This is a genomic window from Paenibacillus sp. FSL H3-0302 (assembly GCF_037982245.1).
In the GTDB taxonomy this organism is placed as follows: Bacteria; Bacillota; Bacilli; order Paenibacillales; family Paenibacillaceae; genus Paenibacillus_AQ; species Paenibacillus_AQ odorifer.
Genome location: NZ_CP150284.1, coordinates 1,753,283 through 1,778,318, shown reverse-complemented (window position 1 = coordinate 1,778,318; position 25,036 = coordinate 1,753,283). Strand labels below are relative to the sequence as shown.

The 25,036-nt window shown below is 44.6% G+C and carries 20 protein-coding genes; 5 read left to right on the top strand and 15 right to left on the bottom strand.

Features of this window, described 5'->3' with window-relative positions; genetic code table 11:
- Positions 1 to 25: 25 nt before the first annotated feature.
- The 3 genes from MHH50_RS07860 to MHH50_RS07850 are packed head-to-tail and all read right to left on the bottom strand — an operon-like array spanning position 26 to position 3,520.
- On the bottom strand, positions 26 to 1,612 hold the full coding sequence (locus tag MHH50_RS07860) for an extracellular solute-binding protein (RefSeq protein WP_076309234.1): 1,587 nt from the start codon (positions 1,610 to 1,612) through the stop codon (positions 26 to 28).
- A 34-nt stretch (positions 1,613 to 1,646) separates the two neighbouring features.
- Complete coding sequence (locus tag MHH50_RS07855) at positions 1,647 to 2,531, bottom strand: carbohydrate ABC transporter permease (RefSeq protein WP_076130713.1); 885 nt, start codon at positions 2,529 to 2,531, stop codon at positions 1,647 to 1,649.
- A 17-nt stretch (positions 2,532 to 2,548) separates the two neighbouring features.
- On the bottom strand, positions 2,549 to 3,520 hold the full coding sequence (locus tag MHH50_RS07850) for a sugar ABC transporter permease (RefSeq protein ID WP_036675672.1): 972 nt from the start codon (positions 3,518 to 3,520) through the stop codon (positions 2,549 to 2,551).
- Positions 3,521 to 3,783: 263 nt separating this feature from the next.
- Between MHH50_RS07850 and MHH50_RS07845 the strand changes: the two genes are divergently transcribed.
- Entirely contained in the window at positions 3,784 to 5,775 is a 1,992-nt protein-coding gene (locus tag MHH50_RS07845; protein WP_340034169.1) for a beta-galactosidase, read from the top strand.
- 75 nt (positions 5,776 to 5,850) lie between these two features.
- On the opposite strand, the gene fucU is transcribed toward MHH50_RS07845, so the two are convergent.
- From fucU to MHH50_RS07825, 4 genes are read right to left on the bottom strand one after another with little or no spacing between them, the layout of a single operon-like run.
- Positions 5,851 to 6,279 (bottom strand): L-fucose mutarotase, encoded by a 429-nt coding sequence (fucU, locus tag MHH50_RS07840; protein ID WP_076277110.1) that lies wholly within the window; start codon positions 6,277 to 6,279, stop codon positions 5,851 to 5,853.
- Positions 6,280 to 6,290: 11 nt separating this feature from the next.
- The gene (locus MHH50_RS07835) at positions 6,291 to 6,941 is read right to left on the bottom strand and encodes a class II aldolase/adducin family protein (protein WP_038569477.1); all 651 of its coding nucleotides are present in this window, start codon (positions 6,939 to 6,941) and stop codon (positions 6,291 to 6,293) included.
- Positions 6,942 to 6,961: 20 nt separating this feature from the next.
- Positions 6,962 to 8,407, bottom strand: coding sequence for a rhamnulokinase family protein (locus MHH50_RS07830; RefSeq protein WP_076309232.1), 1,446 nt, complete (start codon positions 8,405 to 8,407; stop codon positions 6,962 to 6,964).
- A gap of 29 nt (positions 8,408 to 8,436) precedes the next feature.
- The gene (locus tag MHH50_RS07825; RefSeq protein ID WP_340034168.1) at positions 8,437 to 10,203 is read right to left on the bottom strand and encodes an L-fucose isomerase; all 1,767 of its coding nucleotides are present in this window, start codon (positions 10,201 to 10,203) and stop codon (positions 8,437 to 8,439) included.
- 242 nt (positions 10,204 to 10,445) lie between these two features.
- Here MHH50_RS07825 and MHH50_RS07820 point away from each other — a divergent pair, with 242 nt between their 5' ends.
- Positions 10,446 to 11,216, top strand: coding sequence for a DeoR/GlpR family DNA-binding transcription regulator (locus MHH50_RS07820; RefSeq protein WP_076185292.1), 771 nt, complete (start codon positions 10,446 to 10,448; stop codon positions 11,214 to 11,216).
- Between the two features lie 41 nt (positions 11,217 to 11,257).
- Here the strand turns inward: MHH50_RS07820 and MHH50_RS07815 are convergent, their stop codons facing one another.
- Positions 11,258 to 11,965: an SGNH/GDSL hydrolase family protein gene (locus MHH50_RS07815; RefSeq protein ID WP_076142489.1), complete on the bottom strand. Its 708-nt coding sequence runs from the start codon at positions 11,963 to 11,965 to the stop codon at positions 11,258 to 11,260.
- Positions 11,966 to 12,031: 66 nt separating this feature from the next.
- Here MHH50_RS07815 and MHH50_RS07810 point away from each other — a divergent pair, with 66 nt between their 5' ends.
- Positions 12,032 to 13,006: an aldo/keto reductase family protein gene (locus MHH50_RS07810; protein ID WP_076280513.1), complete on the top strand. Its 975-nt coding sequence runs from the start codon at positions 12,032 to 12,034 to the stop codon at positions 13,004 to 13,006.
- 82 nt (positions 13,007 to 13,088) lie between these two features.
- Here MHH50_RS07810 and MHH50_RS07805 read toward each other — a convergent pair whose 3' ends face one another.
- Positions 13,089 to 15,764 (bottom strand): YhgE/Pip domain-containing protein, encoded by a 2,676-nt coding sequence (locus MHH50_RS07805; RefSeq protein ID WP_340034167.1) that lies wholly within the window; start codon positions 15,762 to 15,764, stop codon positions 13,089 to 13,091.
- A 259-nt stretch (positions 15,765 to 16,023) separates the two neighbouring features.
- Here MHH50_RS07805 and MHH50_RS07800 point away from each other — a divergent pair, with 259 nt between their 5' ends.
- Positions 16,024 to 16,527: a hypothetical protein gene (locus MHH50_RS07800; protein ID WP_340034166.1), complete on the top strand. Its 504-nt coding sequence runs from the start codon at positions 16,024 to 16,026 to the stop codon at positions 16,525 to 16,527.
- Positions 16,528 to 16,620: 93 nt separating this feature from the next.
- Here MHH50_RS07800 and MHH50_RS07795 read toward each other — a convergent pair.
- The 6 genes from MHH50_RS07795 to MHH50_RS07770 all read right to left on the bottom strand — a co-directional run bounded on the left by MHH50_RS07795 (position 16,621) and on the right by MHH50_RS07770 (position 23,690).
- A protein-coding gene (locus tag MHH50_RS07795; protein WP_340034165.1) for an IS3 family transposase occupies positions 16,621 to 18,179 on the bottom strand; the annotation gives its coding sequence in 2 pieces (ribosomal slippage) (positions 16,621 to 17,546 and positions 17,546 to 18,179; 1,560 coding nt in all).
- Between the two features lie 104 nt (positions 18,180 to 18,283).
- Positions 18,284 to 19,249, bottom strand: coding sequence for a family 43 glycosylhydrolase (locus tag MHH50_RS07790; protein ID WP_076307439.1), 966 nt, complete (start codon positions 19,247 to 19,249; stop codon positions 18,284 to 18,286).
- Positions 19,250 to 19,261: 12 nt separating this feature from the next.
- Positions 19,262 to 20,539: a glycoside hydrolase family 27 protein gene (locus MHH50_RS07785; protein WP_076125487.1), complete on the bottom strand. Its 1,278-nt coding sequence runs from the start codon at positions 20,537 to 20,539 to the stop codon at positions 19,262 to 19,264.
- A 31-nt stretch (positions 20,540 to 20,570) separates the two neighbouring features.
- Positions 20,571 to 20,843, bottom strand: a complete 273-nt coding sequence (locus MHH50_RS07780) for a DUF6171 family protein (RefSeq protein ID WP_076125168.1) — start codon at positions 20,841 to 20,843, stop codon at positions 20,571 to 20,573.
- A gap of 4 nt (positions 20,844 to 20,847) precedes the next feature.
- Positions 20,848 to 22,323, bottom strand: a complete 1,476-nt coding sequence (locus tag MHH50_RS07775; protein ID WP_076125169.1) for an alpha-N-arabinofuranosidase — start codon at positions 22,321 to 22,323, stop codon at positions 20,848 to 20,850.
- Entirely contained in the window at positions 22,320 to 23,690 is a 1,371-nt protein-coding gene (locus MHH50_RS07770) for an arabinan endo-1,5-alpha-L-arabinosidase (protein WP_340034164.1), read from the bottom strand. The genes MHH50_RS07775 and MHH50_RS07770 overlap by 4 nt, the downstream gene beginning before the upstream one ends.
- Before the next feature lie 376 nt (positions 23,691 to 24,066).
- On the opposite strand from MHH50_RS07770, the gene MHH50_RS07765 reads away from it, so the two are divergent.
- A complete protein-coding gene (locus tag MHH50_RS07765) occupies positions 24,067 to 25,023 on the top strand; it encodes a winged helix-turn-helix transcriptional regulator (protein ID WP_036675692.1) in 957 nt (318 codons plus the stop codon).
- The last annotated feature ends 13 nt before the right edge of the window (positions 25,024 to 25,036 follow it).

Sequence of the window (25,036 nt, the reverse complement as noted above, 5' to 3'; positions counted from 1 at the left end):
GCCGGATAAAAGCACTAGGAAGGATCTATTGGTCAGCCTTAGCGTATAATTCGTTCATTTCCTTTACTAAATCATCTCCACCTGTTTTTCTCCATACGTCAAATGCGGATTTCAATTCAGCTTCATCAATTTGTCCTACAATATACTTTATGCGTGCATCATTAATTACATTGTCGAGTTGAGCACCCTTTTGCGAATATACTGTGGAAATAAAGGCCTCTGCCGGATTAACCACGATCGAAGCTTCATTTGCCTTTTGAACTTCAGTTTGTTTAAGACGCAGCGGCGTTTGTGCTACAGTCTTGGACTTATCCTCAGGAATATAGGCCAATATTTGGTTTAGACCTTCCACTTCTGACTCCACAAGTACAGTGTCTTTGGAGCGTTCAATAAAACCATCCACCATAGTGTAGTGAGTACCTTCCAAACCAAAACCTAACATCGTTTGTAATTCCGGATTATTGATTTGATCTAGAAAAGCCAGTACCCGTTTCAGTTCTTCTTCGCTCTTCACAGATGATTTTGGAATAGCCAGCATGCCCGAGAAACCAGAGGTCGGCAATGTGTGTAGCTTGCCATCCGTACCTGTTACGCCCCCGCTTACATCTACATAATGTTTATCCGGTTCGTCTTTGCCTTCTTTTTCTAGCGCAGCGTGAATTTTATCATCCACCCGGGCGCCTGTATCGACCACATCGACGATTACTCCTGCCTTATTGTTCACGATCGGATCTGTCCATTTGGCACTGTCCATTACAGCAAAGTCGGAGTTGATCAATTTCTCATCATACAGCTTCTTCATGAACTTAAGCGCTTCCAAATATTCTGGATATTCATGCTCAGGCACCAGCTTGCCATCTTGCACGCCCCATTTATTCGGTGTTCCAAACCATAACTTAATGGTATCAAAACCGCTGGCCCACTGGCCGCTCCATTTGACAAGCACCATGCCATACGTATCCTCTTTACCATTGCCGTCTGGATCTTTTTCCTTGAACGCTTTCAGCATATTGTAGAAATCATCCACCGTCTGCGGTGTTTGCAACCCCACCTTCTCCAGCCAATCCTTGCGGAAAACCATACCGTTACGGCCGAGTACACGCCCCCGATAGATCCCGTAATTCTTCCCATCAATGGCCGAGTTTTTCAGAATAACCGGGTTCGCTTGGCTTAAATTCGAATAATCCTTAAGGTAAGGCCCTACTTCCCAGAATGCACCCGATTTGGCAGCGTTCACAAAACTAGAAGCCTTAACATCCCCCACGTAGATAATGGTCGGCAGCTTCCCAGAAGCTAGCGTAATATTAAATTTATCTGCATAAGATGCATTCGGGACCCACTCAAAGTGGATTTTTGTATTGGTCTGTTTCTCCAGTTCAGCAGCAACCGGGCTGCCATCCTTCGGATAATTTGTTTTGAATATCGGCAGCATGAGGGTCAGATCCAGCGGGGACTCGCTTTTCTCTTCTCCAGTATTACTACTTCCCTCACTTTTGCTGTTAGAACCTGCAGATTCATTACCTGAGCAACCTGCAACAACAGTTGTAACCATCATAGCCACAAGTAAAAGTAACAACCAGCGCTTCTTTTTTACCGAACGATTAGCTTCCATTATTATACCTCCAAATTGGAATAAGTTAAGTTTGTTATCCTTTAACAGAACCCAGCATCACCCCTTTAGCGAAATGTTTTTGCAGAAATGGGTACACACATAAAATTGGTAGAGTACCTACTACAATAACCGCCATTTTAATCGACTGCTCCGGTGGCTGCACAAAGCTTGGATCCATAGAACTCATATCGCCAGCCGCAGATTGGGATAACATTACGATCTGTCGCAGCATCACCTGCAAAGGCCATTTTGTCGGATCCGTAATATAGAGCAGTGCCGAGAAGAAATTGTTCCAATGTCCCACAGCATAGAACAACGTAAATGTAGCGAGAACCGGTTTGGATAAAGGAAGGACTATCTTCCACAACAAGCCCAGCTCAGAACAACCATCAATACGCGCCGCTTCTTCCATTTCTATAGGCAGCTCCTGAAAAAAGTTTTTGACAATAATCAGGTTAAAGGCGCTAATTGCTCCCGGTAAAATAAGAGAATTGAGCGTATCCAGCAGATGCAGCTCCCGAATGACGAGATAGGTTGGAATCATTCCTCCACCAAACAGCATCGTAAAAATAACAAGGTTGAGTACCAAATTACGGCCCATCAGATATCGTTTTGCCATCGGATAAGCCATAGTTACCGTGAAGAATAAATTAACGACAGTTCCGATTACCGTAACATAAATAGAAACCCCTATACTGCGCATAATCGTATCTGTTGAAAAGATAAACCGGTAGGCGTCAAATGAAATCGTGGTCGGGATCAGGAATACGGCACGTTTAGTAATTTCCGCATCTGTAGCGAAGGAGCCCGAAACCACAAAGAGGAAAGGGAGAATCGCTACGATTCCGATAATCCCTAAAAATATATAATTGAATATATCAAATGCAGTTCCACCCGTACTCTTGTATTGTTTGGCCACAGCAAGCTTCTCCCTTCTCAATAAAGTCCAGATTCACCAAATTTTTTGGCGATCCAATTCGTCCCGAGCACAAGCGTCACACCGATTATTGATTTAAATAATCCAACAGCCGTGCTGTAACTAAAAGCTCCCTGGGTAATTCCCAGTGCGTATACATAGGTATCGAACACCTCACCTACTTCACGATTAAGAGCATTCATCATTAAATAAATTTGTTCAAAACCGTTATCCAAAATCGTTCCCATCCGAAGAATAAGTAAAATAACGATTGTACTGCGGATAGCAGGCAACGTAATATGCCAAATCTGCCGCCACCGGTTCGCACCATCTACTACCGCAGCCTCATATTGCTCCACATCTACACCGGCCAGCGCTGCCAGGAATATAATTGTCCCCCAGCCGCACTCCTTCCAGATCGTCTGGAGAATAATCAATGGACGGAACCAGTCAGGATTAGCTAGAAAATCTATTTTCCTGCCTGTAAACGTATACAAAAACTCATTTACAGTCCCGCCTTCCGTAGTTAGAAATACATAGCTCATACTGGCCACAATGACCATGGATATAAAGTGCGGAACATAAATCATCGTTTGTATCGTCTTTTTATAGAAGGAAAGCCGTATTTCGTTTAGAAGCAGTGCCAGAATAATCGGCGCCGGAAAAAAGAAAATCAAATTATAAAACGATAACAATAACGTATTGCGCAGCAGCATAAAGAAATCAGGATTCTGGAAAAAAACACGAAAATGCTCAAAACCTACCCATTCACTTTTCTGAAAACCAAGAAACGGCTGGTAATTCTTAAAAGCCAGCAGCACGCCCCACATCGGAACATATTTGAAAACAAGAAAATAAAGGACTCCAGGGAGCAGCAGAATATATAACCATTTATCACGTTTAAAACGTTTCCATCTTCTTACCCGGATATTTCGATAGGTCTGCGGCTTTGGCTGTTGTTCTGCAGTTCCCGGAACTGTTACGTGCTTCATCCTGTCACCTCCATTTGTCATGTACAGCTCGCGATTACTGTAGCCATGGATTACTGCAATCACCCTTACTGCGACTCCTATTATGCTGCTAGTGATTTTTTCCAGCAATCGGACTTTTTTGAACGCTTTATATAAGCTAAAAATTCCATTTTATCTAAAAAGTCCAAACCGCGCAAAAGTTTACTATTGTCCGTAAGACATTAAGCACCTATGATTCCAAGTGATGATTTCCAGCAAATGTTTGCCTTAAAGGAGGAACTGAATTGAAGAACAAGCTATACTACGGTGCTGCTTGGTATCCCGAGCTATGGAGTGAAGAGGTGCTTGAGCAGGACATCCTTCTAATGAAAGAAACGGGGATTAATATCGTACGAATCGGAGAATTCATTTGGTCTGCTTTGGAGCCAGAAGAAGATAAGATTGATATCGGCCCCGTCGTGAAATATATCGAAAGGTTACATAGAAACGGAATTGACACAGTAATGTGTACGCCGACACCTACACCCCCCATCTGGCTTACTCATGGACTTCCTGAGCGCTGTTATGTGGATGAAAGCGGAACGGTAATGGGACATGGAGCACGGCAGCATATTTGTACCAACAATCCTTATTTTCGTAAGCGGGCTGCCATCATTACGGAGCATATTGCCAAGGAGACCGGAGCACTGCCGGGGTTAACCGCCTGGCAGCTCGATAACGAATTCAAAGCGCATGTGGCGGAGTGTATGTGTGAGACCTGTAAAGACTTATGGCATATCTGGTTGCAGCAGCGCTACAGCTCCATTGAAAGGTTGAATGAGGCATGGGGAACAGCCGTCTGGAGCCAAACTTATCAACGTTTTGAACAGGTGCCACAGCCAGGACCCGCACCTTTCCTCCACAATTCATCCCTGCGGACGATGTATCGCTTATTTTCAATGGAAAAGATCGCTGAATTCGCCGATGAGCAGGCTGATATTATCCGCCGCCACTCCACTGCGCCAATTACCCACAACAGCAGTGTCGCTTTTCATCTAGATAATGAGCGGCTATTTCAAAATCTCGACTTTGCTGCCTACGACACCTATGCCTCACAGGAAAATATGCATGCTTATCTGCTTAACTGTGATCTGTGGCGAAATTTCAAGCCGGGAAAAGATTTCTGGATAATGGAGACCGGACCCTCGTTTGCCGCATCTCTAGTCAGTTTTGGTGTGCCCCATCCGAATGGATATCTGAAAGCAGAAGCAGTTGCCGCCTATGCGCTGGGTGCAGGTGCATTTTGCTATTGGCTCTGGCGCCAGCATACTTCCGGAAGTGAACAAACACATAGCTCGATCCTTAGTGCCTGGGGAGAACCAGCTCTAGGGTACGTTAATGTGCTGGAGGCCAATCAAGCACGGCGGGAAATTGAACAAATTATGCTCTCCACCCGGCCCCTTCGGGCAGATGTTGCGATCACCTATTCGGACAGAACCAAAGCTTATCTCGCAACTGAACCTCATCGGAAGCTAAATTATCGTAGTCTGCTGGGCGATTTCTACAAAAGAATTCTTCATATGGGCATTCACAGGGATCTGCTGCCCGAAGGCGGAGACTTAACCGGATACAAGCTGTTATTCACTCCATTCGTACATTATTTGTCCCCCGAGTATGTGCAAAGTGCCCTGGCCTTCACAGCAGCTGGCGGGATTTGGATTGTCGGTCCTCTTACCGGAGGACGAACGAAGGAGCATACCCTTCATACGAATGCCGGACTTGGGGAATTAGAGCGGTTAGCAGGCGTCAAAACTAAGTTTACCTATCCGCTGGAATCAACAGGCACGATTGGACACGCTTTTGGGGTATCTGCTCCCTTGTCCTTGTGGAGTTCTGTTTTTGAACCCGTTTCAGAGTCCGTTTCCAGTATCGGAATGATTACGGAGGGGGTGACGCCGGGGTTGTCCTTCCTGACGGAGCAGCCTTACGGACAAGGCACTATTGTTATGCTGGGTTCAATGCCTGCCGGTGAAGAAGGCGACCTAATGTTATATAAACTCATTGATCATTATGCAGAACGTGCTGGTGTTACCCTACGCAGTGATGTCACTAAGGGAACCCTTGTCTGCCCTAGAAGCGATGACCAGGCTGCCGAAGTCTGGACCCTTGTAAATATGGATGGACACGGGGGAAGTCTCACACTCCCGCGGGACGGACATGATGTTCTCTCAGGCAAATCCGTGGCCTGCGGCCCCCTCTCCCTTGGTGCATATGAGTACCGAGTAATCCGGTTATAAATACTTATCCTTGCAGCATAAAAAGCCGCTAACTCCTTGGTCACCCAAGCGGTTAGCGGCTTCATTTCCGTTATTTCAACTTTTTATAACGCCTTTTTTAAGAATAACGTTCCCATACAACGCTTCCTCACCTGTAACTATCACTGCATAACTTTGCTTAGAACGGTTATAGAAATCAAAACGTTCCTCATGTTTAATCGTGGCTTCAGCATCATGTTTGGCGATGATAGTCTCGTATGTGGTCCAAATGACCGGCACAGTTGGATCTCCTGCAACCACTGCCATAAAAGCCACCTGTTGCTCTGCGTAATGATCCAGAGGTAACAACTCTAAGATGGCATCCAGCAGTTCGGGAATACCGATGCCATCATATCTCAGTACCCTCGGATTCAACGAATGTCCGGGATAATTCGCATCAGCCAATACAAGCTCATCCCCATGACCCATCTCCATCAGAATGCGTACCAGCTCCGGAGACAGCAGCTTAGGAATTCCTTTTAACATAAGGCACCTCTTTACTTCCCATAAAATGATCGCAACGCTACCAGCTCATCAATCCGATGCTGCGGCAATTCTCTCTCCCCGCCAATCATCCGGGTAATGAAGGTGAGCTTGGCGGTATACTCAAGCCGCTCCATATTCAGATATGCTTCCATAACATCTTCTCCCCAAGTAAGGGCTCCGTGATTCTCGAGCAGAACCGCAGTTTTTTTGCCCAGGAAAGGCATCAGTGAATCTGGAATTTCTTCCGTCGATGGTGTTCCATATTCCGCCAACGGAATATCTCCGATCATAATCACCGACTCTGGCATCATCATCTTGTCGAGCGCCTCACCTTTTATGGCAAATGCAGTAGCATACGGGGGATGTGCATGGACCACACCCTTCATCTCTGGCAGCTCATTATAAATTCTTAGATGCATTTTTGCTTCCGTTGAGGGTCTGTAGCCTTCAGCTGCTTCAAGGACTTCACCTTGCAGATTCACTTTTACAAGCATATGAGGCTCTAAATATCCCTTACTCACCGCTCTGGGGGTAGTCAGAATTACATTCTCTGATAAGCGAGCAGAAATATTCCCATCATTAGCCGCAATAAAATCTTTATTAAACAGGTTTCTCCCGATATCACAAATCTGCAAACGTAATTTTTGTTCTAAGGTATCCATAGGGTTTCTCTCCTCGTATCCTATTTTTCACAAACCTTCACCAAAGAAGGCAGATATGTCTTAAAGGCAAAAGAACTTTCCACTACCTGCTTGCCCCCGGAGATTTCCAGTTCCCCTAGGGCAGCCAGTTGAATAATTATATTGCCAATTGCACTGGCTTCCACAGGCCCTGCTACAACTTTTCTCCCCGTAATATTAGCGGTAAGCTGACAGAGCAGTTCATTCTGAATCCCACCACCGACCATATGAATGATATTGATTTTTTTGCCGGTGATCTCTTCCATTTCGTCAATCGTATGGCGATAGGACTCTGCTAAGCTCTCAAGTATGACGCGTATAATCTCAGCTTTCGTATAAGGGGCTTGCTGGCCTGTTCGTTCGCAATATTCTCTAATCCGTTGGGTCATCACACCGGGTGTACTGAACAGCTCGTCATTCGGATCAATAATTGCTGGAGCATGATTTATGGTTTCGGCTAGCTCAACCATTTGGCCTTGGCTGACGTATTTTCCCGCTTCGGCCCAATTCCTTTGCAGCTCCTGCAAAATCCATAGTCCCGTTATATTTTTGAGCAAACGATTAGATTGGCCGTAACACTGCTCATTTGTGAATCCGTATTCATAGCTTTTCTCTGTAATGACAGCTTTAGGCGTCTCCATGCCCACTAACGACCATGTACCACAGCTAATAAATGCTGCATCTTCCTTTAGAGAATAAGGAATAGAAGCTACTGCTGAAGCCGTATCATGAGAAGCACCCGAAATTACCTCCATTGAACCTACGCTAAGCTCCTCTTGAATTACCGGAAGGATAGAACCAATAACCGTTCCCGCTTGAACCCGTTGTGGCACTAGACCAACCGGGATATTAAGCCTGCTGAATACTTCAGTGGAGACTTCACCAGATACAGCGTCCATTAAGCCACTTGTACTCCAAATCGTGCTTTCTGCTGCCGTGATACCAGAGAATAAATAGTGGAACAGGTCTGGCATCATTAAAATAGTATCTGCAACCTCTAGCAGAGAATCGTTATCCTGAAAATCAGCAAACAGCTGATAAACCGTATTAATCAAGCTCGGTTGAATACCTGTAATGCTAAATTGCTCCCTTGGTGGAAGCAGCGCCTCCAACCCTAGACGATGGCTTCCCATTCTCCTATCCCTATAATGATGGGGGGAATAGAGCAACATCCCTCTTTTATCAATAAAACCGTAATCGACTCCCCACGTATCCACGCTTAGAGACCTCAATTTTCCATGCGCCCTATAAGCTCTCTGGATTCCTTTTTTCATTTCGTGGAAGAGCTTCAAAACATCCCAATACAAATGCCCGCCAACATACACCGGCGTATTAGCAAACCGATGAATTTCTTCTATGCGAAGGGTGTTACCGTCATACAATCCCAACATCACTCTTCCGGAACTGGCGCCAAGATCCATAGCCAGAAGCTTAATCGTATCACCCATTTCAAGCACACCTGCTCCACAAGAAGATTTTAATATAGCGGTCCGAAATTCTGACAGGCTCTGTAATCTGCTCCTTCCAGATTCTCCGTCCCAAATAACGACCACACCCGTGGTCTGAAAATATGTGATTCCTCAACGTTATGCATACTTACTGGAATGCGTAAAATCGACGCCAGCGTAATCAGATCCGCCCCGATATGGCCATAACTGATCGCCCCATGATTCGCGCCCCAATTATTCATGACATCATATACCGATTGGAATGAACCACTGTTAGTTAGCTTAGGAGCGAACCAGGTCGTCGGCCATGTCGGATCTGTTCTTTGATCCAAAGTATGATGAACCTCTTCAGGCAGCTCTACGGTGTAACCTTCAACAAGCTGAAGAACAGGTCCAAGCCCCTTCACCAGGTTCAAACGAGCCATAGTAACCGGCATTCCGCCTTGGGTTAAATAATCGGTAGAGAAGCCGCCTCCCCGGAAATATTCTTGAGAAGCTGGCCGGAATTGTGTATTGCTTAGACAAGCCTCAGCCTCTTCGTCTGTAATCTCCCAAAAAGGTTTGATTGCAGGCTTACCCTCTATCCTTTGCTCACCTGTACCATCAAGCGCTGCCGAACCAGAGTTGATCAGATGCAGTATTCCGTGAGCTGCTTCTCCCTCCAATTGATGACCCGTCACTCGCTTCACAGCATCGGGACTCCAGAAGGTTCGGACATCCGCAAAGATTTGTGCTGTATTCGTAAGCAAATAATTGAACAGCATCGTTACCCCATTCAAGCTGTCATTCTCTGTCGCTACGAGATAAGGTGCACGTTTGCCGTTCCAGTCAAAAGAAGAATTCAACATCGTCTCCATGAAATCGCCGTTAGGGAAATGGTCCGTCCATTGTCTCTGGCCTTGGAAACCGCCAACAATTGCATTGTGGCCGTTAGCTTCCTCCTCAAAACCAAGCTCAGCGAGAACCGGATTGCCGATCATCAGGTCGCGGGCGATCAATGTCATTTTCACACAGGTCTCCCACTGCTTCTCTTTCTCTTCTGCACTGATTTGCAGATGCGGCGGATTATTATCGGCGCCAACTTGGCAGTTTTCTTTAGTCCACGCTAGCGCCCGCTTAAATTCCTCTTTATCATAAATCTCTTCTTCAAAGCGCCGGACATATTCAGACATATCTATATATTCATTGCGCATGCCCAGATACTCTTGGAAAAACTGTTCATTCACAATGGAACCCGCAATCCCCATCGAAACAGAACCCATAGATAAATATGATTTCCCCTTCATTTGAGCAACTGCTAAGCCTGCTCTAGCAAACTGCAGCAATTTAGACTGCACATCCGCTGGAATCTCTTCACTGCTAGACTCTTGAACATCTTCACCATAGATACCAAACGCAGGAATTCCCTTTTGAGCATACGCCGAGAGAACAGCAGCTAGATACACAGCACCCGGCCGTTCCGTTCCGTTAAATCCCCACACGGCATGCGGAATGGATGTATCCATATCCATTGTCTCTGAGCCATAACACCAGCAAGGCGTCACGGTGATCGACACCCCTACGTTAGCCCCGGAGAATTTCTGAGCCGCAGCAGCAGCTTCTTTAACTCCACCGATCGTAGAATCGGCGATGATGCACTCTACAGGACTCCCATTCGGATACCTTAAATTCGCTTCAATAAACTTAGCCACCCGCTGAGCCATGCCCATCGTTTGCTCTTCCAGTGATTCACGAACGCCTCTTCTTCTGCCATCAATGGTTGGGCGGATACCAATTTTCGGATAGTTTTCTATCAATGCCGTTCCTCCTCAAGATCATCTTAGAGTCATTCGTTAATAGATCTATTTCTCCTTCATCATAAAATCTGCAAGCGCTTTAGTCAACACAAAACAACATATTACCTAAACAAAAGTGTGGTTTTATGTGATATAATTATTATATATTGTGGTTTTATGTGAATATGTAATTATTTTTAGATTTAAACAACAATGTAGTACACTAGAAAGCAGACGATTTATATATAAAGGTGAGTGAACGAATGAAAGCATTTGAACGACGGGATCTAATTATTAAAGAGCTTTACAGACAGAAGAAGGTCCATGTCGCAGAGCTAGCGCAAAAATTCAACGTCTCGGAAGAGACCATTCGGCGGGATCTAGATAAACTGGACAAAGAAGGTCTTGCCAAAAAAAATTATGGTGGAGCCATTCTCAACGCCCATACCAATGAAGATCCTTCCTACATCAGCAGACATCAGGTCAATATTGAAGCAAAGCGAATCATAGCCGATAATGTACTGCAATTAATCAATGATGGAGACAGCTTGGTGACAGATACGAGCTCAACGGTGTTTGAAGCCTTGCGTAGAATTATTGAGGAGAAAAACAATCTGACAATTATTACGAACTCTCTGGTGGTATTATCCGAATTTCAACACTCCGGTCAAAAGCTGATTTCCACAGGTGGAATTTTAGGTCCCGAGACCAGCTCCTTTGTTGGAAATACCGCTTCACAGACGATTCGAAAATATAATGTGGATGTAGCTATATTCAGCTGTAAAGCATTGTCCATGACAGGCGGGCTAAGTGATTCAAATGAAGAAGAAAGTGAACTGAAGGTGCTTATGCAGCAGCAGGCAAATAAAGTGGTTCTGCTCGTAGATCACTCCAAATTTGACCGGACTGCGTTCATTAAGTTGTTCAGCTTTGATAGAGTGGATTATATCGTTACAGATCAGAAGCCTTCTGAGGAATGGATCGATTTCTTAAATAATTACCATGTATCTCTTATCTATGCGCCCGCTGAGTGATCAGCAGGTGCATAGATAAAGAGAGATAATAACTTTATAACTTAGTTGTTTAAAAGACCCCTTTCCAAGACGACCTTCAGCCATTCCCCAGCAATCAGATCATGCCCGGCAGTCGTCGGATGAACGCCATCCCACAGCCAGTAGGCTGCTTCTGCTCTCTCCACAGCTGCATTGAAAGCATCCTGTAAAGGTACATAGACCGTATCAAATTGCTCAGACAGCTGCTTAACCACTCCCTGATAATGTGTTATCTTCGCTTCCCATTCTGCCCACTGTTCAGCTGGAGCTCCGGTATTTAAAATAAAAGGCTCACATAAAACCAGCTTCGTATGTGGCAGAACTTCACGTGTTTCTTCAAGTACGTGACGGTAAGCGCGTTCAAAACGGTCCGTAACTCCACTTGGTTCCCCTTTCATCATTCTCCAAATATCGTTAACCCCAATCAATATACTAATGATGTCAGGCTGCAAGCTAATTGCATCTTCATTCCAGCGTGCATATAAATCGGAGATTCGATCTCCACTCACTCCGCGGTTATAGAATACCAGATTCTCTTCTGCCCGCTCATTCCCTAGCTTGCCACCGATGATATACGCATAGCTATGTCCAAGAATATGATTCGGGTCTTCATCACGACCCCGATTCCCATCCGTAATGGAGTCACCCTGAAATAAGATCACTTTTGATTTTTTAGTAGCTGGATTAGTCATTGAATCTTTCATCTCCTTGATTACTAGTATATTAATCATTCAACTTGAATGTCTCCTATAATACAAGTAAAGTTATCATATAGAATACAAGGAGGAAAGAGAAAAATGAAATATAGAAGACTAGGCAATTCAGGGCTCAAAATCAGTGAGATCGGACTAGGCAGTTGGCTTACATATGGAACAGCAGCAGAGCAAAAGGCAGCCGATGCTTGTATCAGCAAAGCTTTTGAATGCGGTATCAATTTCTTTGATACGGCTAATGCATATAACCGTGGTGAAGGCGAAAAAGCGATGGGTGCTGCTCTACGCTCCTATGAAAGATCATCTTATGTGCTAAGTACAAAGGTCTTTTTCCCCATGGGAGACGATGTTAATAACCGTGGTTTGTCCCGCAAGCATATTATGGAGCAATGTGAAGCCAGCCTCCGCCGCTTAGGCACCGATTATATTGATGTATATTTTTGTCATCGCTTTGATACAGAGACCCCTGTAGAGGAGACTCTACGCGCGCTGGATGATCTGACGGCTCAAGGTAAGATTCTCTACTCCGCTGTTAGCGAATGGAGCGCAGCCCAAATCTCCAATGCTGCTGGTATCAGCCGCAGACTGAATCTGCGTCCACTGATCTCGAATCAACCTATCTATAATATGTTCGAACGTTATATTGAAGACGAGGTCCTTGAAGTATCCCAGCGTGAAGGGCTGGGCCAAGTGGTCTTCTCTCCTCTAGCGCAAGGAATTCTGACTGGCAAATATAAACCGGGGCAACAACCTCCAGCAGGAACCCGTGCAGCGGATAATTCAGTTAATGGTGTGATCTCCAGCTACCTCCGTGATGATGTGTTGTCTGTGGTTGGACAGCTGGATGAACTCGCTCACAGTTTAGACCTGAAGCTTTCGCAATTGGCATTGGCATGGATTCTACGCCAGCCTGGTGTAAGTTCAGCATTAATTGGTGCCAGTAAACCAGAGCAAGTTGCAGAAAATGCCAAAGCTGTAGATACGGTACTCTCCGCAGATACTTTACAGCAAATCGAGGAGATTCTTAAGCCGGTAGCTGATTTTGCTCCTGCAAGATAACCTATTGCGCACCTGCCATATAGTACACAAAAGAGGTTGTGCCAAAAGCCATCACCATGGCTTAGGCACATCCTCTTTTTCTTTAAGAAATCAATTTAGACTCTTCGGCTTGTTCAGAAGCCTTATGGATAAAAGGCTCCAGTGGTTTCTTGAGGAGTAATGCCAGCAAGAGTGCCAGCACACCGAAGATTATCAAATAAATCACATCACGAATCGCCACTTCCGGCAGAATTCCCCCAACCGCCTCCCGCATCAGACTAATTGCATAGGTAAACGGCATATACGGATTTAATATTTGAAAAAAACGCCCAGTCGTACTAATCGGAAATGTACCGCCGGAGCTAGAGAATTGAAGCACCATGAACACGATTGCTATTCCTTTTCCCAGGTTGCCAAATACAGCGACAAGCGTAAATACAATGGTTACGAACACGATGCTGATTAACACTCCAAAAAGTACAAACCACACCTTATTCACCACATAACAGTGCAAAATAAAAATGTTGCCCAGGACAGCCACCAGCCCCTGAAGAATCCCCACCGTAAGGAAGGTCAGCAGGCGGCCAAAATACAATTGATATCTTTTGTACGTTAGCCCCCCCGTATCCACACCTGTGCGGAGAAGAGAGACAAGCAGTGTGCCTCCGACCCATAAGGAAAGTACGACATAAAAAGGAGTCATTGCTGAGCCATAATTCGGAATGGGATATAACTTATTCTCTTTTAACACTACCGGATTGGCCAAAAAATCACTTTTGCTCTTAATATCTCCTCCGAGCAGTTGCGCAATTTCCCCCAGATCAATCTCTTCTTTAATTTGGCGGATCGTGGAGGCGGCTTTTCGAATCGAGTCTTCCAGTACTGGAAGATCATTTCTCACCAAATCTGCGGCAAGCGCCACTCCTTTGTCTGCACGGGGGAGTCCTGTACGAATCAGCTCCGAGACCTGATGAACCCGCTCTTCTACAGTAGGCAGATCCTGACGCACGAAATTCGCAGCTTGCTGTATCTTTTCCCCTGCAGTAGGTAAGCTGCTCTCCAATAGCGGAAGTGTATCTCGGATGAAAGCACCAAAGCCCTGGGTCTGATCGGCAACCCCACTGGCTGCTGTGTGGACCGCTTCGCGTATAGCTGGCAAATCCTGCTGCAGACTAGCTAAGCTTGTCTGCCCGAACTCAATCGCCGACATTGTCTCTTCCAGCAGGGTACCCAGCGCGGGTAAACGATCTGGCACCTGCTGCAATGCGGTAGCTGTGACATCTGCCGCCGAAGTTATTTGCTCCAGTTTATTTTTTATGGCAGGGATAGTCGACGAATCATATCCTGAGATAAGCTTCGCAATCGCCAGCTTCCCAAGACCAGACTTTAGGAACAATTGGTTAATTGCACTGGAATCAGCGTTATCCTTATTCTGAAGGTCAGCCGTCATAGCATTTACCAAGGACTTCTGACTGTTCAAAACACTGTCTACACCTTTCAATGCCGCAAGCTCAGCAATAGACACTGTTTCAGGGGAAAATGTGTTCAATGCATTTAACAAAGAAAGTGTGTGTTCAATTACGCTGCTTCCTGCAGCCAACTGTGCTGAGAGTAACTCCAACTGCTCACGTACAGCTTGTGGCTCGTTATCCTCTCCCTTTAACTGTTCAGCAAGCTTGACCACTGAGCTCTCCGTTTGCTGTAGGAGATTAAGATTCTGTTTGACAGCTGCTGGAACAGCTTCAAATGCAGCACTGCTCTTCTCCAAAAATTGTTGAAGCTCCAGAACAAAATCATTTCCGGCAGTGGCAATCTTTTCTGCCTCAGGCAGTGCTGTTAAGGCAGCATTAACGATTTTATGCGCTTCCGTAAGACCTAGCGAGGCCTGAGCCATGATCTGTTCAACTTCACCATAATGGTTATCAAGTTGAACGATTAGCTGTGCCGCTTCTTCAATCTTGGGCAGCTTGTCCTGTAGCCCCCCTAAATGATCTAAGGTACTCGCGATTTGCGGCCAATGCTCAGCAATTTTCTCTAAAGCCTCACCCGCTTTTTCCACCTCTGGCAGCTTATTCTCCAATGTGGAAATACGCTCTGCTGAGGCATGAATCTGCGGCCAATTTTCCTGAATTTTTAATACACGTTTACCTGCGGTTTCAATTTCTGGCAGACTCGCCTCTAATTTAAACAATCCTTTTTCTACCTTGCGTATAATGGGCAATTCAGATTGAAATTCCTTATCAATTTGACTTAAAACAGTAAATACCGTCTCACTAATCGTTTCCGTGAAATTCTCACTGATCTGTGTGGTGATTGAAGTGGCGCCTTTATCTGTGATTTTAGGAGCAATCGCATTTATTTTCTCATTGACGGTATATTCGATCTCTGGTTTCACAATCGTTCCTTCAAGAATTCCAGTCATTCGTTTGGAGAAATTTGCAGGGATAACAATACTGGCATAGTAGTCTCCGCGTTTGACACCATTATGTGCAGTCTCTGCATCTACAAAGGTCCAGCCCAAGTTTTTATTGCTCCGAAGACTTTCCATGACCTCATTGCCGATATTAAAATCCTTCTCCTGCACCTTAGTACCTTCATCTAAGCTGGTAACAGCAATTTTAATGCCAGAAGTATTGCTATAAGGATCCCATACTGACGCAACGTTCACCCAATCATACACGGAGGGCAATACCACCAAAGCGGCAACCAGCAATACGGCCACAGGAACTCTGAATAAATTACGCCAATCGTTCCTATAAATCCGTAGTATTCCGCCCATTCGCTGCTCCCCCTAATCTGCATGTTTTGATATTTTAATATGCCCGAGGAGACAAGCTTTTACTATTCATTTTAGGAAACTCATGACTTCTCATTGCTTTTTAAAAAAACTTTTAAAAAAATGCAACAAAAACTGCTCTTCTCACGTAAAGAGTAATATAAACCCGTTTAAGAAAAAACAGAGCGGGTAATAAGTTCTATACAACGTCTTACATATCTCAAGGGGGAGATTAATAATGTTTAAGAAAAAGTCAGCGTATGTGTTACCGGTTGTTGTTCTGTTGTTTCTTTCCCTCATTACTTCTGCAAGTACCATTGGAACACGGGTAGATGCGCAAGATAGTGACAAGACCCAGCATCAAACAGTTTACTTTCATACTATTGAATCCGACCATGGCAAGCTCTCCGGTACGACCGATGAAATAAACTGGTATCAGGGTGCTGATGCCGATCGAATCTTTGCTGAAAGAGATCCAGAAGCTGCAGCAGAAATAGGCGGAGCTCCAGACAGTTATTATATTGTAAATGATGTTGATACTCTGACAACTTATCCGATTGCGGATAACGCCACAGTGACGATGCAAATTTTTGATCACACTGGCAATATGGATGACTTGGATATCAACTGGAATGAGTCCATAACCTTACAGCAATTTATGGATCAATTTAATAAAACGGATGTCATCGACTTGAGCCAGTTCCCGTATCACATCACCGTTCAGGACGGCGTAATTACTTCTATCGTTCAACAATATATACCTTAAGGTGCAACATAAGAAAGAGGGTTACTCAGCAGCCATGTAAATGGCTTATGAACTGCACCCCGTCAAGTAGACAGCACAAAAAATAAAAGTAGTTTAAGCGGCCTTAGTCCTAAATTCAATGGGACTGAGGCCGTTTAGTTTTGCCTGTAACCGTTCGTTATTGTAAAAATGAATGTAGGTATCAATATCTGTTTGGAGTTCTTCAAAGGTCTGGTAGGAATGTAAGTAGTACTTCTCACATTTCAATGTTCCCCAGAAGGATTCCATCGGCGAATTGTCAATGCAGCAGCCTACTCGGGACATGCTTTGCTTCAGTTCTGCATCGTCCAGCATCTTTTTAAAATGCAGAGAGGTATACTGAAAACCACGGTCGCTATGGAGTAAGGTTCGGCTCTCCGGTGCTGCCTTCAAAGCTAATTCCAGTGTGTTAAAAACTAGCGAATTATTATTGGAATGACCCAGAACGTAAGCAACAATCGACTTGTCATACAGATCTTTTATTGCACTTAAATACGCCTTCTTGCCGTTTCCGTATTTGAATTCCGTTACATCCGTTACCCATTTTTGGTTTGGAGCTTCAGCCTCAAAATTACGGTTCAGCACATTCTCTGCAACCTGCTGCGGCGTGGAGCCTACATACTTCTTTTTCTTTCTGCGGATGACTGACTGGATGCCTTGGCATCTCATCAGCCGGTACACTCGCTTTGCGTTAATAGATTTATCCATTTGTCTGCGCAAATGCAGGGTCAATTGGCGATACCCAAAGTTTCGTTCCACCTTCTCATACAAGAGGAGCATAGCCTCTGTCAGTTTCTCGTTGTCTGCCTCTCGAGAACTGGGTTTGCGATTCAACCATTTGTAATAACTTGACCGTGAAATCCCTGCGATGTCACACAAAAGCCGAATGGAGCATGTCTGTTCCTGCTGAACGGCCTGAATGGCCAGGTAGATGTTCACCTGGCGAATGGTCCTTAACGTCTCCTCCTTTCGAGTTCCTCTAACTTTTTTAGAAAAGCATTCTCCGCACGCAGGCGTGCATTCTCGTATTCCAGCTTTTGCATCGCGAGTTTGTGGCGATCTGCTTCCGTAAGTTCTTCAGGCGCTTTAGTGCGTCCTCTACCGTCTCGTAACGCCTCTTCACCACCAGCTTCGTACTTCTTTACCCAGCTATATACTTGTTGGTAAGACACGTGAAAATGGCTTGCCGTCTTCGCATAGTCTTCTCTGTTCGAAAGGCAGTACAGCACGATATTTATCCGTTCCTGCCAAGTGGTTACGCGTCCTTTGGTCATAGCTTTAGTTCCTCCTGAATGAGCTGTTAAGCTGTTGCTATGACCATTATACTTCCTAATCCAGTTGGCGAGTTGGGTTGAACTTGCAATCTTATACTTGCAGATGATTTGGTTTTGCGACAATCCTCCCTCGAGATAGTCCTTAACGGCATGGAGTTTAAGTTCTGCAGAATATGTACGATTGTAGCTTCGGACTTCCAGCCCTTCGTATCCATACAATTGATAACGTTGCCGCCACTTCACTAATGAGTTTTTGGATATTCCATACTTCCGGGCCGCAGTTTTCAAACCAATGTCGCCCCGTTCAATTTCTTGGAGAATCGTTAACTTTTCCAGTGCTGTAAACTTCTTTTGTTCCATAAAAATGCTCCCCATACAGCGACAGGTTTTTATTATTTCACCTGTCTACTATATGGGGAGCATATCACTTATAAGTAACCCTCTTTTTTTATTTCCTTAACGAATTATTGTTTAGCTGCATCCTTAACGGGAACCCCAAAATTCGGCGTACCATCTTCATTCCAATGGAAGACTTGAGCACGAGTATGACGGTTCGGATCGTACAGCGGATCGCCGGTAATTTCTTTATAATTGCGGCAGTGGTAGATGAGTACATCTTCCCCATTTTCATTTACAGTAAAGCTGTTATGACCCGGTCCATATTGTCCATTCTCTTCATTGGTCTGGAATACCGGTTCCGGCAGTTTGGTCCATGAAGTGGCATCCAGCAGGTCGCTGTCCTCATCTGCAACCAAAAGTCCCATGCAGTAATTGAAGTCCGTAGCGCTAGCCGAGAAGCTGATAAAGATACGGCCGTTACGTTTAAGCACTGCAGCTCCTTCGTTTACCTTGTACCCAATAATCTCCCAGTCATATTCAGGAGTAGCAATCATGGTCTGAGGACCGGTTAGCGTCCATGGATTACTCATTTCCGAAATATACAGATTAGAATTCCCCTCAATATTCAGGTCCTTCTGTGCCCATACATAATACAATTTTCCTTTGTGTTGAAAGGTGGTTGCATCCAATGCAAAGGATTCCCAAGCGGTTTTTACCTGGCCTTTTTCTACCCATGTTCCTTCTAAAGGATTGGCAGATTCATTCTCAAGAGCAAACATACGGTGATCGAATAATCCATCCTTCGTCTCCGTAGTACGCGCCGCCGCGAAATAAATGTACCATTTCCCGTCAATATAATGGAGCTCTGGTGCCCAAATGTTCGCACTAAGCGGACCCGTCTCATATTTACGCCAAGCTACAACCGGTTCTGCAACAGCCAATCCCTCGATTGTTGTTGCTCTCCGTACTTCGATCCGGTCGTATTCTGGGACAGAAGCAATAAAGTAGTAATAACCATCTGTATGTTTATATACCCATGGATCAGCACGTTGCTCCACCAATGGATTTTTATATTCTACACTCGTATTCATAATCTCTCTCCTCTATTTAAACTTTAACAATACAGAACCATGCTGTGGAAGAGTTTGAGAAATACCTTCGTTAACCACTTCCAAATCGCGGCTCTGCCATAGATCACGTATAGTATTAGGAATTGAAACCTTAAGCTGCTCGAACGACACCTGAAGCGTTAAAGCTTCATCGCTAAGATTAAACAAAGCTACATAATGGTTACCTTGTTCATCCTCAGATGTCCAGATCGCATGCTCCTCATTTAGCGCCACCTGTCTGCCGCCTTTACCATAACGATGCAGATGAAGCACTTCCTTATTGGTCAATAAAGATAATGTCCAATCATCATTGTCCCGAAGTTCTCCTCCAAACATTAACGGGGAGCGGAAAATACTCCATAGTGTCATCATGGTGACCTGCTCGTCATGAGTAAACCGCGTGAACCGGTCTCCCCCGCCATCTACAGAACGAATGCCCAGATGACCTAACGGCAGCATGTCACAATCCGGCCAATGGCCCGGCTGCACATAAGGAGCCCATTTCTCACAGCGCTCAAACATCCCGCGCAGCAAATGCCAATGATCCCAGTAATCATCGGTCATTCTCCAAAGGTTAGCGTGTCCGGCTAAGTGTTCAGCCTCTTCCACTGGAGCAGGTCCAGGCGAAAGACTGAGCACCATCTCGCGACCGCTGCGGTCAATAGCCTTACGGATCATAGCAACTTCTTCTTTGTGATATCCATAAATGCGTGAAGCGGCAATATCATCCACTTTCACATAATCCACACCCCAACTGGCATACAACTGGAACAGCGAGTCATAATACGCCTGACTGCCTTCTTTTGAAGCATCTACTCCATACATATCCGTATTCCATGGACAAATAGAATTTGGGTGAGCCACATCGCGTGCGGTTTGCTCAGATCCTAGAATGGCACTGGCCGCATGAGCAGCCTGACGCGGGATTCCGCGCATAATGTGTATGCCGAATTTCAAACCCAATCCATGTACATATTCAGCGAGTGGCGCAAACCCTTTGCCTCCCGCTGCGGAAGGAAACCGGTTCTCAGCAGGTTGAAGTCTGGAGTACTCATCCATAACCAGCGGTACAAAGTTGCGATACTGCGAAGAATTCGCTCCAGGCTCATACCACTGAATATCCACAACTACATATTCCCAACCAAAGTCCTTCAAATGGGTAGCCATATATTCTGCATTGCCTCTTACTTCTTCTTCATTTACACTGGCCCCGTAACAATCCCAACTATTCCAGCCCATCGGGGGCGTAGCAGCTAACAAATTTTGTTTGATGATTTTCACGTCCTTTTCAAAAACTTAGTATTCACTCCCAGCGAGGTGCCAAGGGATAAGGGCAAGTAGAGTCCTGCAATCTTGTTCTTACCTCTACAAGACAGCCACAATAACGGCAAGTGCTACCAAATTGCAGGCCAGAGCAATCTCGGCAATGTTCAATACGCTGCAAATATTGCTCCTCCGGTGCTAAAGGTCTTTCTCTAGTGGCTATTTCTATTAAACGCTCCAATTTTTCTGGGCTTATTCTCATGTTCTCATCACAGCTTTTGCAGCGACGGTTTTTTTCTTGGTTCTCTGACATGATGTTATTCCAGAGTCAAGACTACCACGGAAGCAGGTGGAAGCTCACAGCTCAGCTTTTCACCTAATAAAGACGCACCCTCAAAAGCTACTGGAGTAACTGTATCCGGTGCCTCAAACGTATTGTGCGCTCCCAGCACGGAATGCGTTAAAATCTGACCTGTCACTTTGCTAAAGCTAACCTCTTCAATACCAATACTTAGCGATGCGCTGTCCTTATGGCTCAGGTTACAGAGTGAAACATATACTTTGCCATTCGTATCACGAGATGCAGAAACGCTAATCTGTGGAATTGTAAGCTCCCCAAACGTATAATCAGGGCTCTCAATAGTAACTTCAAGCAGTTCATTATCCTGATGCTCTTTGTACATTTCAAATACATGATAGGTAGGCGTTAGAATCATCTTGTCGCCCTCCGTCAGGATAAGGGCTTGCAGTACATTGACCACTTGAGCCAAATTCGCCATTTGCACACGACTGCTATGCTTTTGGAAAATATTCAGCGTTACCCCTGCTACCAATGCATCTCTGAGTGTATTCTGCTGATACAGGAACCCTGGATTCGTACCAGGTTCACTTAAGAACCAAGTTCCCCACTCATCTATAATCATTCCAACCCGCTTATCCGGATCATATTTATCCATTACCGCTGAATGTTTGGTTATCAGTTCATCCATATGCAAGGTTTTTTGCATAGTCTCAAACCATTCGGCTTCATCAAAACCTAAAGCGTAACGTTTCTCTTCCCAGCTTCCAGGAATCGTATATGAATGAAGACTGAGACCATCCATAAACCGTCCAGCTTCGCGCATTAACACTTCCGTCCAATTATAATCATCAACGTTGGCGCCACCAGCGATTCTATAGATCTGATTTTCACCATAATTGCGCACATATGTCTGGTAACGTCTGTACAAATCTGCATAATATTCTGGACGCATATTGCCGCCGCAGCCCCAGTTCTCATTACCTACACCAAAATACTTCAACTTCCACGGCTCTTCACGCCCATTTTCACGACGCCAGTCCGCCATCGGTGATTCGCCTTCAAAGGTCATATATTCAACCCACTCCGACATCTCCTGAACAGTGCCACTGCCAACATTCCCGCAGATATACGGTTCACAATCCAGCAACTCACATAATTCAAAAAACTCATGCGTCCCAAAATGATTATTCTCGACGACACCGCCCCAGTGCGTATTCACCATCCGCTTACGGGTTTCTTTTGGACCGACGCCATCCTTCCAATGATACTCATCGGCAAAACAGCCCCCCGGCCAACGAAGGACAGGAATATTAACTTTTTTGAGTGCTGCTAGGATGTCATTGCGGAAGCCCTTGGTGTTCGGAATCGGTGAATCTTCCCCCACATAGATCCCGTCATAGATACATCTGCCCAAATGCTCGGCAAAATGACCATATAGATATTTGCTGATTTTATTAATTCCTTTACCTGCATGTAGCTTGATCGTAGTCATCTATTCTCTTCTCCATTCTTTTGCTTACCCCAGATGGAAATTCCATTTTCATTTAATCCAGTAAATACAAGGGTCTGAGTTTCTTTCTCCCAATCCCATGACGGAAGCAATTGCACCTTCTCTATCCGGCCTTCACCCTCGACAACATCATTCCAGACCAAGGTCAGGACTCTGCATCCATCAAAAGACCAGCTTCCCTTTCCATTCGCACCTTCCAGCTTAAAGTCAGAGGATAGACTTATGACGGCAGACTGAATCTGGCCATCCGCTGAGGGGTCCATTACAATCCATTCCCACTGTCCTGCGATTAGCTGTTCTGGAATATCCTGTTCCACTTCACCCGCATACCGTTCTGGAGATACAACAGGCCAACCATCCTCTGTCCACAGAATTCGACGAATCTGTAAATAGGACCAATGTTTATCGTTTTCACCACGTGCATGATGAACTATATAATAGCTGCCATCCTCATGAAGAACTGAGTTATGGCCGGGAGCAATCCAACCTGGATCTTGTCCAAAGCGATAGCCACCCAGTATTTTATTGCCGACCTCATATCGGGGTTGATGCGCACTATCAGTCATATCTCGTCCGTTATAATCCACATATGGGCCGGTAATAGTATCTGCACGAGCGACACGAACGTTATAATCCTCAAACAGGGAGTCATAGGAGACGAACAAATAGTATTTTTTGAATTGCTCGTTATACACTATGTACGGTCCTTCAACTGCTCCATCTTTAATGGTGTTATCCCGTTTAGCGATCAGCGTACCAAAACCTTCTTGCTTCGGTTTGCCCGTTTCCGCATTCAGCTCAATGATGTGAATTCCACCAAAAAAAGAACCATACACCATCCACATTCGCCCATCTGCATCCGTAAGCACATTGGCATCAATCGCATTCAGTGAATCTTCAGCACGCGTCTGAATCACTACACCTTCATCGGTCCAAGGTCCCTCAATAGAAGCTGAAGTTTGAAGTCCGATTAGCGATTGTCTACTTCCGAAAGATGAGGCCGAGTAATACATTCGATACTGTTCACCGTATTTCACCACATCGGGTGCCCATAAATTAGTAGCCCCTGCCCATTCCTTCGCAACTTGGGGAATTCCCGGCAGCGCATAATGAACCCATTCCCAATGGATAAGATCCTGTGATTTCCGAACCATTACGCCTGGACGTAATTCTCCTCCGACTCTTATGTCAGTAGAAAAAACATAGTAACCCTCATCTGTTTTAATAATGCCTGGATCATGTGTGTTGTGAATCGTCCATAAAGACTCGATATCAATCACTGATAGATCATACATTGGCATGTTCCCCGGGGAACTTGGAAAGACAAGATCTGTTGTTTTTTTTACCATTAGATTATCACCTCAGCAATAGCAACAGATTGAGTAACAATAAATATTAAATTTAAAATGAAAAAATATGTATTCGCTTACAATATAAAATAACATATATAAAAAGCCTTGTAAATATATTTCTATAAACCTTTTTATATTTATATAAAATTAAACTCGAAATAAATGAATTATGGCGAAATAACAGCCTTTTTCTTTAGATTAATTCTTTATATGTTTAAATTTCACTAAATCAAATAAAAATCATGCCAAAAATCCCTCTTATATTCGTACATTCTACAAAATAAGGAAGTATACTTTATTTATATGCCTTATTAGTTTATAATTTTATAAAATAGTATAATTTATGACGTAATCGGAAGAAGGTATTGATAAAATGATCTATATTAAAGATTTAATGAGTGGATTAGAAATTTTTAAGGCACTAAGCTCAGAAATCAGAATTCTCATTTTAGAGCTCCTTGCCACCAATCAAGCCTTGAACCTGAATGAAATTGCCAAGAAACTGAACCTCAGCAACGGCGCCATCACCATGCATATTAAAAAGTTAGAAGAAAGCGGTCTCATTGAGATAAACACATCAGTGGGTAAGCACGGTATTCAAAAGGTCTGCTATTTAAATAAGGACAAGCTTATTGTTGACCTTCGCAGCAAGGATGTTGATAATCTTTACGAAGTAGAAATTCAAGTAGGTCATTACAGCAACTATCAGGCTGTTCCAACTTGTGGACTGGCTACCAAAGACAGCATCATCGGGGATTTCGACGAGCCGCGTTATTTTGCAGATCCGCAGCGAATTGAATCCGAAATTATTTGGATGGCTGAAGGGTTCCTCGAATATAGAATTCCGAACTACCTTAAAGCCAACCAAACGTTCCGCGAAATTCAGTTCTCGATGGAGATCGGCTCTGAAGCTCCTGGGTCTAACGATAACTATCCGTCCGACCTTTATTTCTATTTAAATGGAATTGAAATCGGATTCTGGACTAGCCCTGGCGATTTCGGAGATACCCGGGGAACATTTAACCCCGATTGGTGGCCTCCGCACCTAAACCAATACGGTATGCTGAAGCTGATCCGTATCAATAATGAAGGCAGCTTTATTGATGGCTGTCGGATTTCTGACGTGACCCTTGATGATATCCAATTGGATTACAAGAGTGAACTCACTTTCCGTATCGCAGTAACCGACAAACCTACAAACAAACGTGGACTCACGATTTACGGAAAACATTTCGGCAATTATAGCCAGGACCTACTGGCACGTGTGTTGTATGATGTACATGAAGTTGGAGAGGGCCTCCCTCGTAACGCTGTTATAATAGCAGAGTAACAACCCCGCTTAA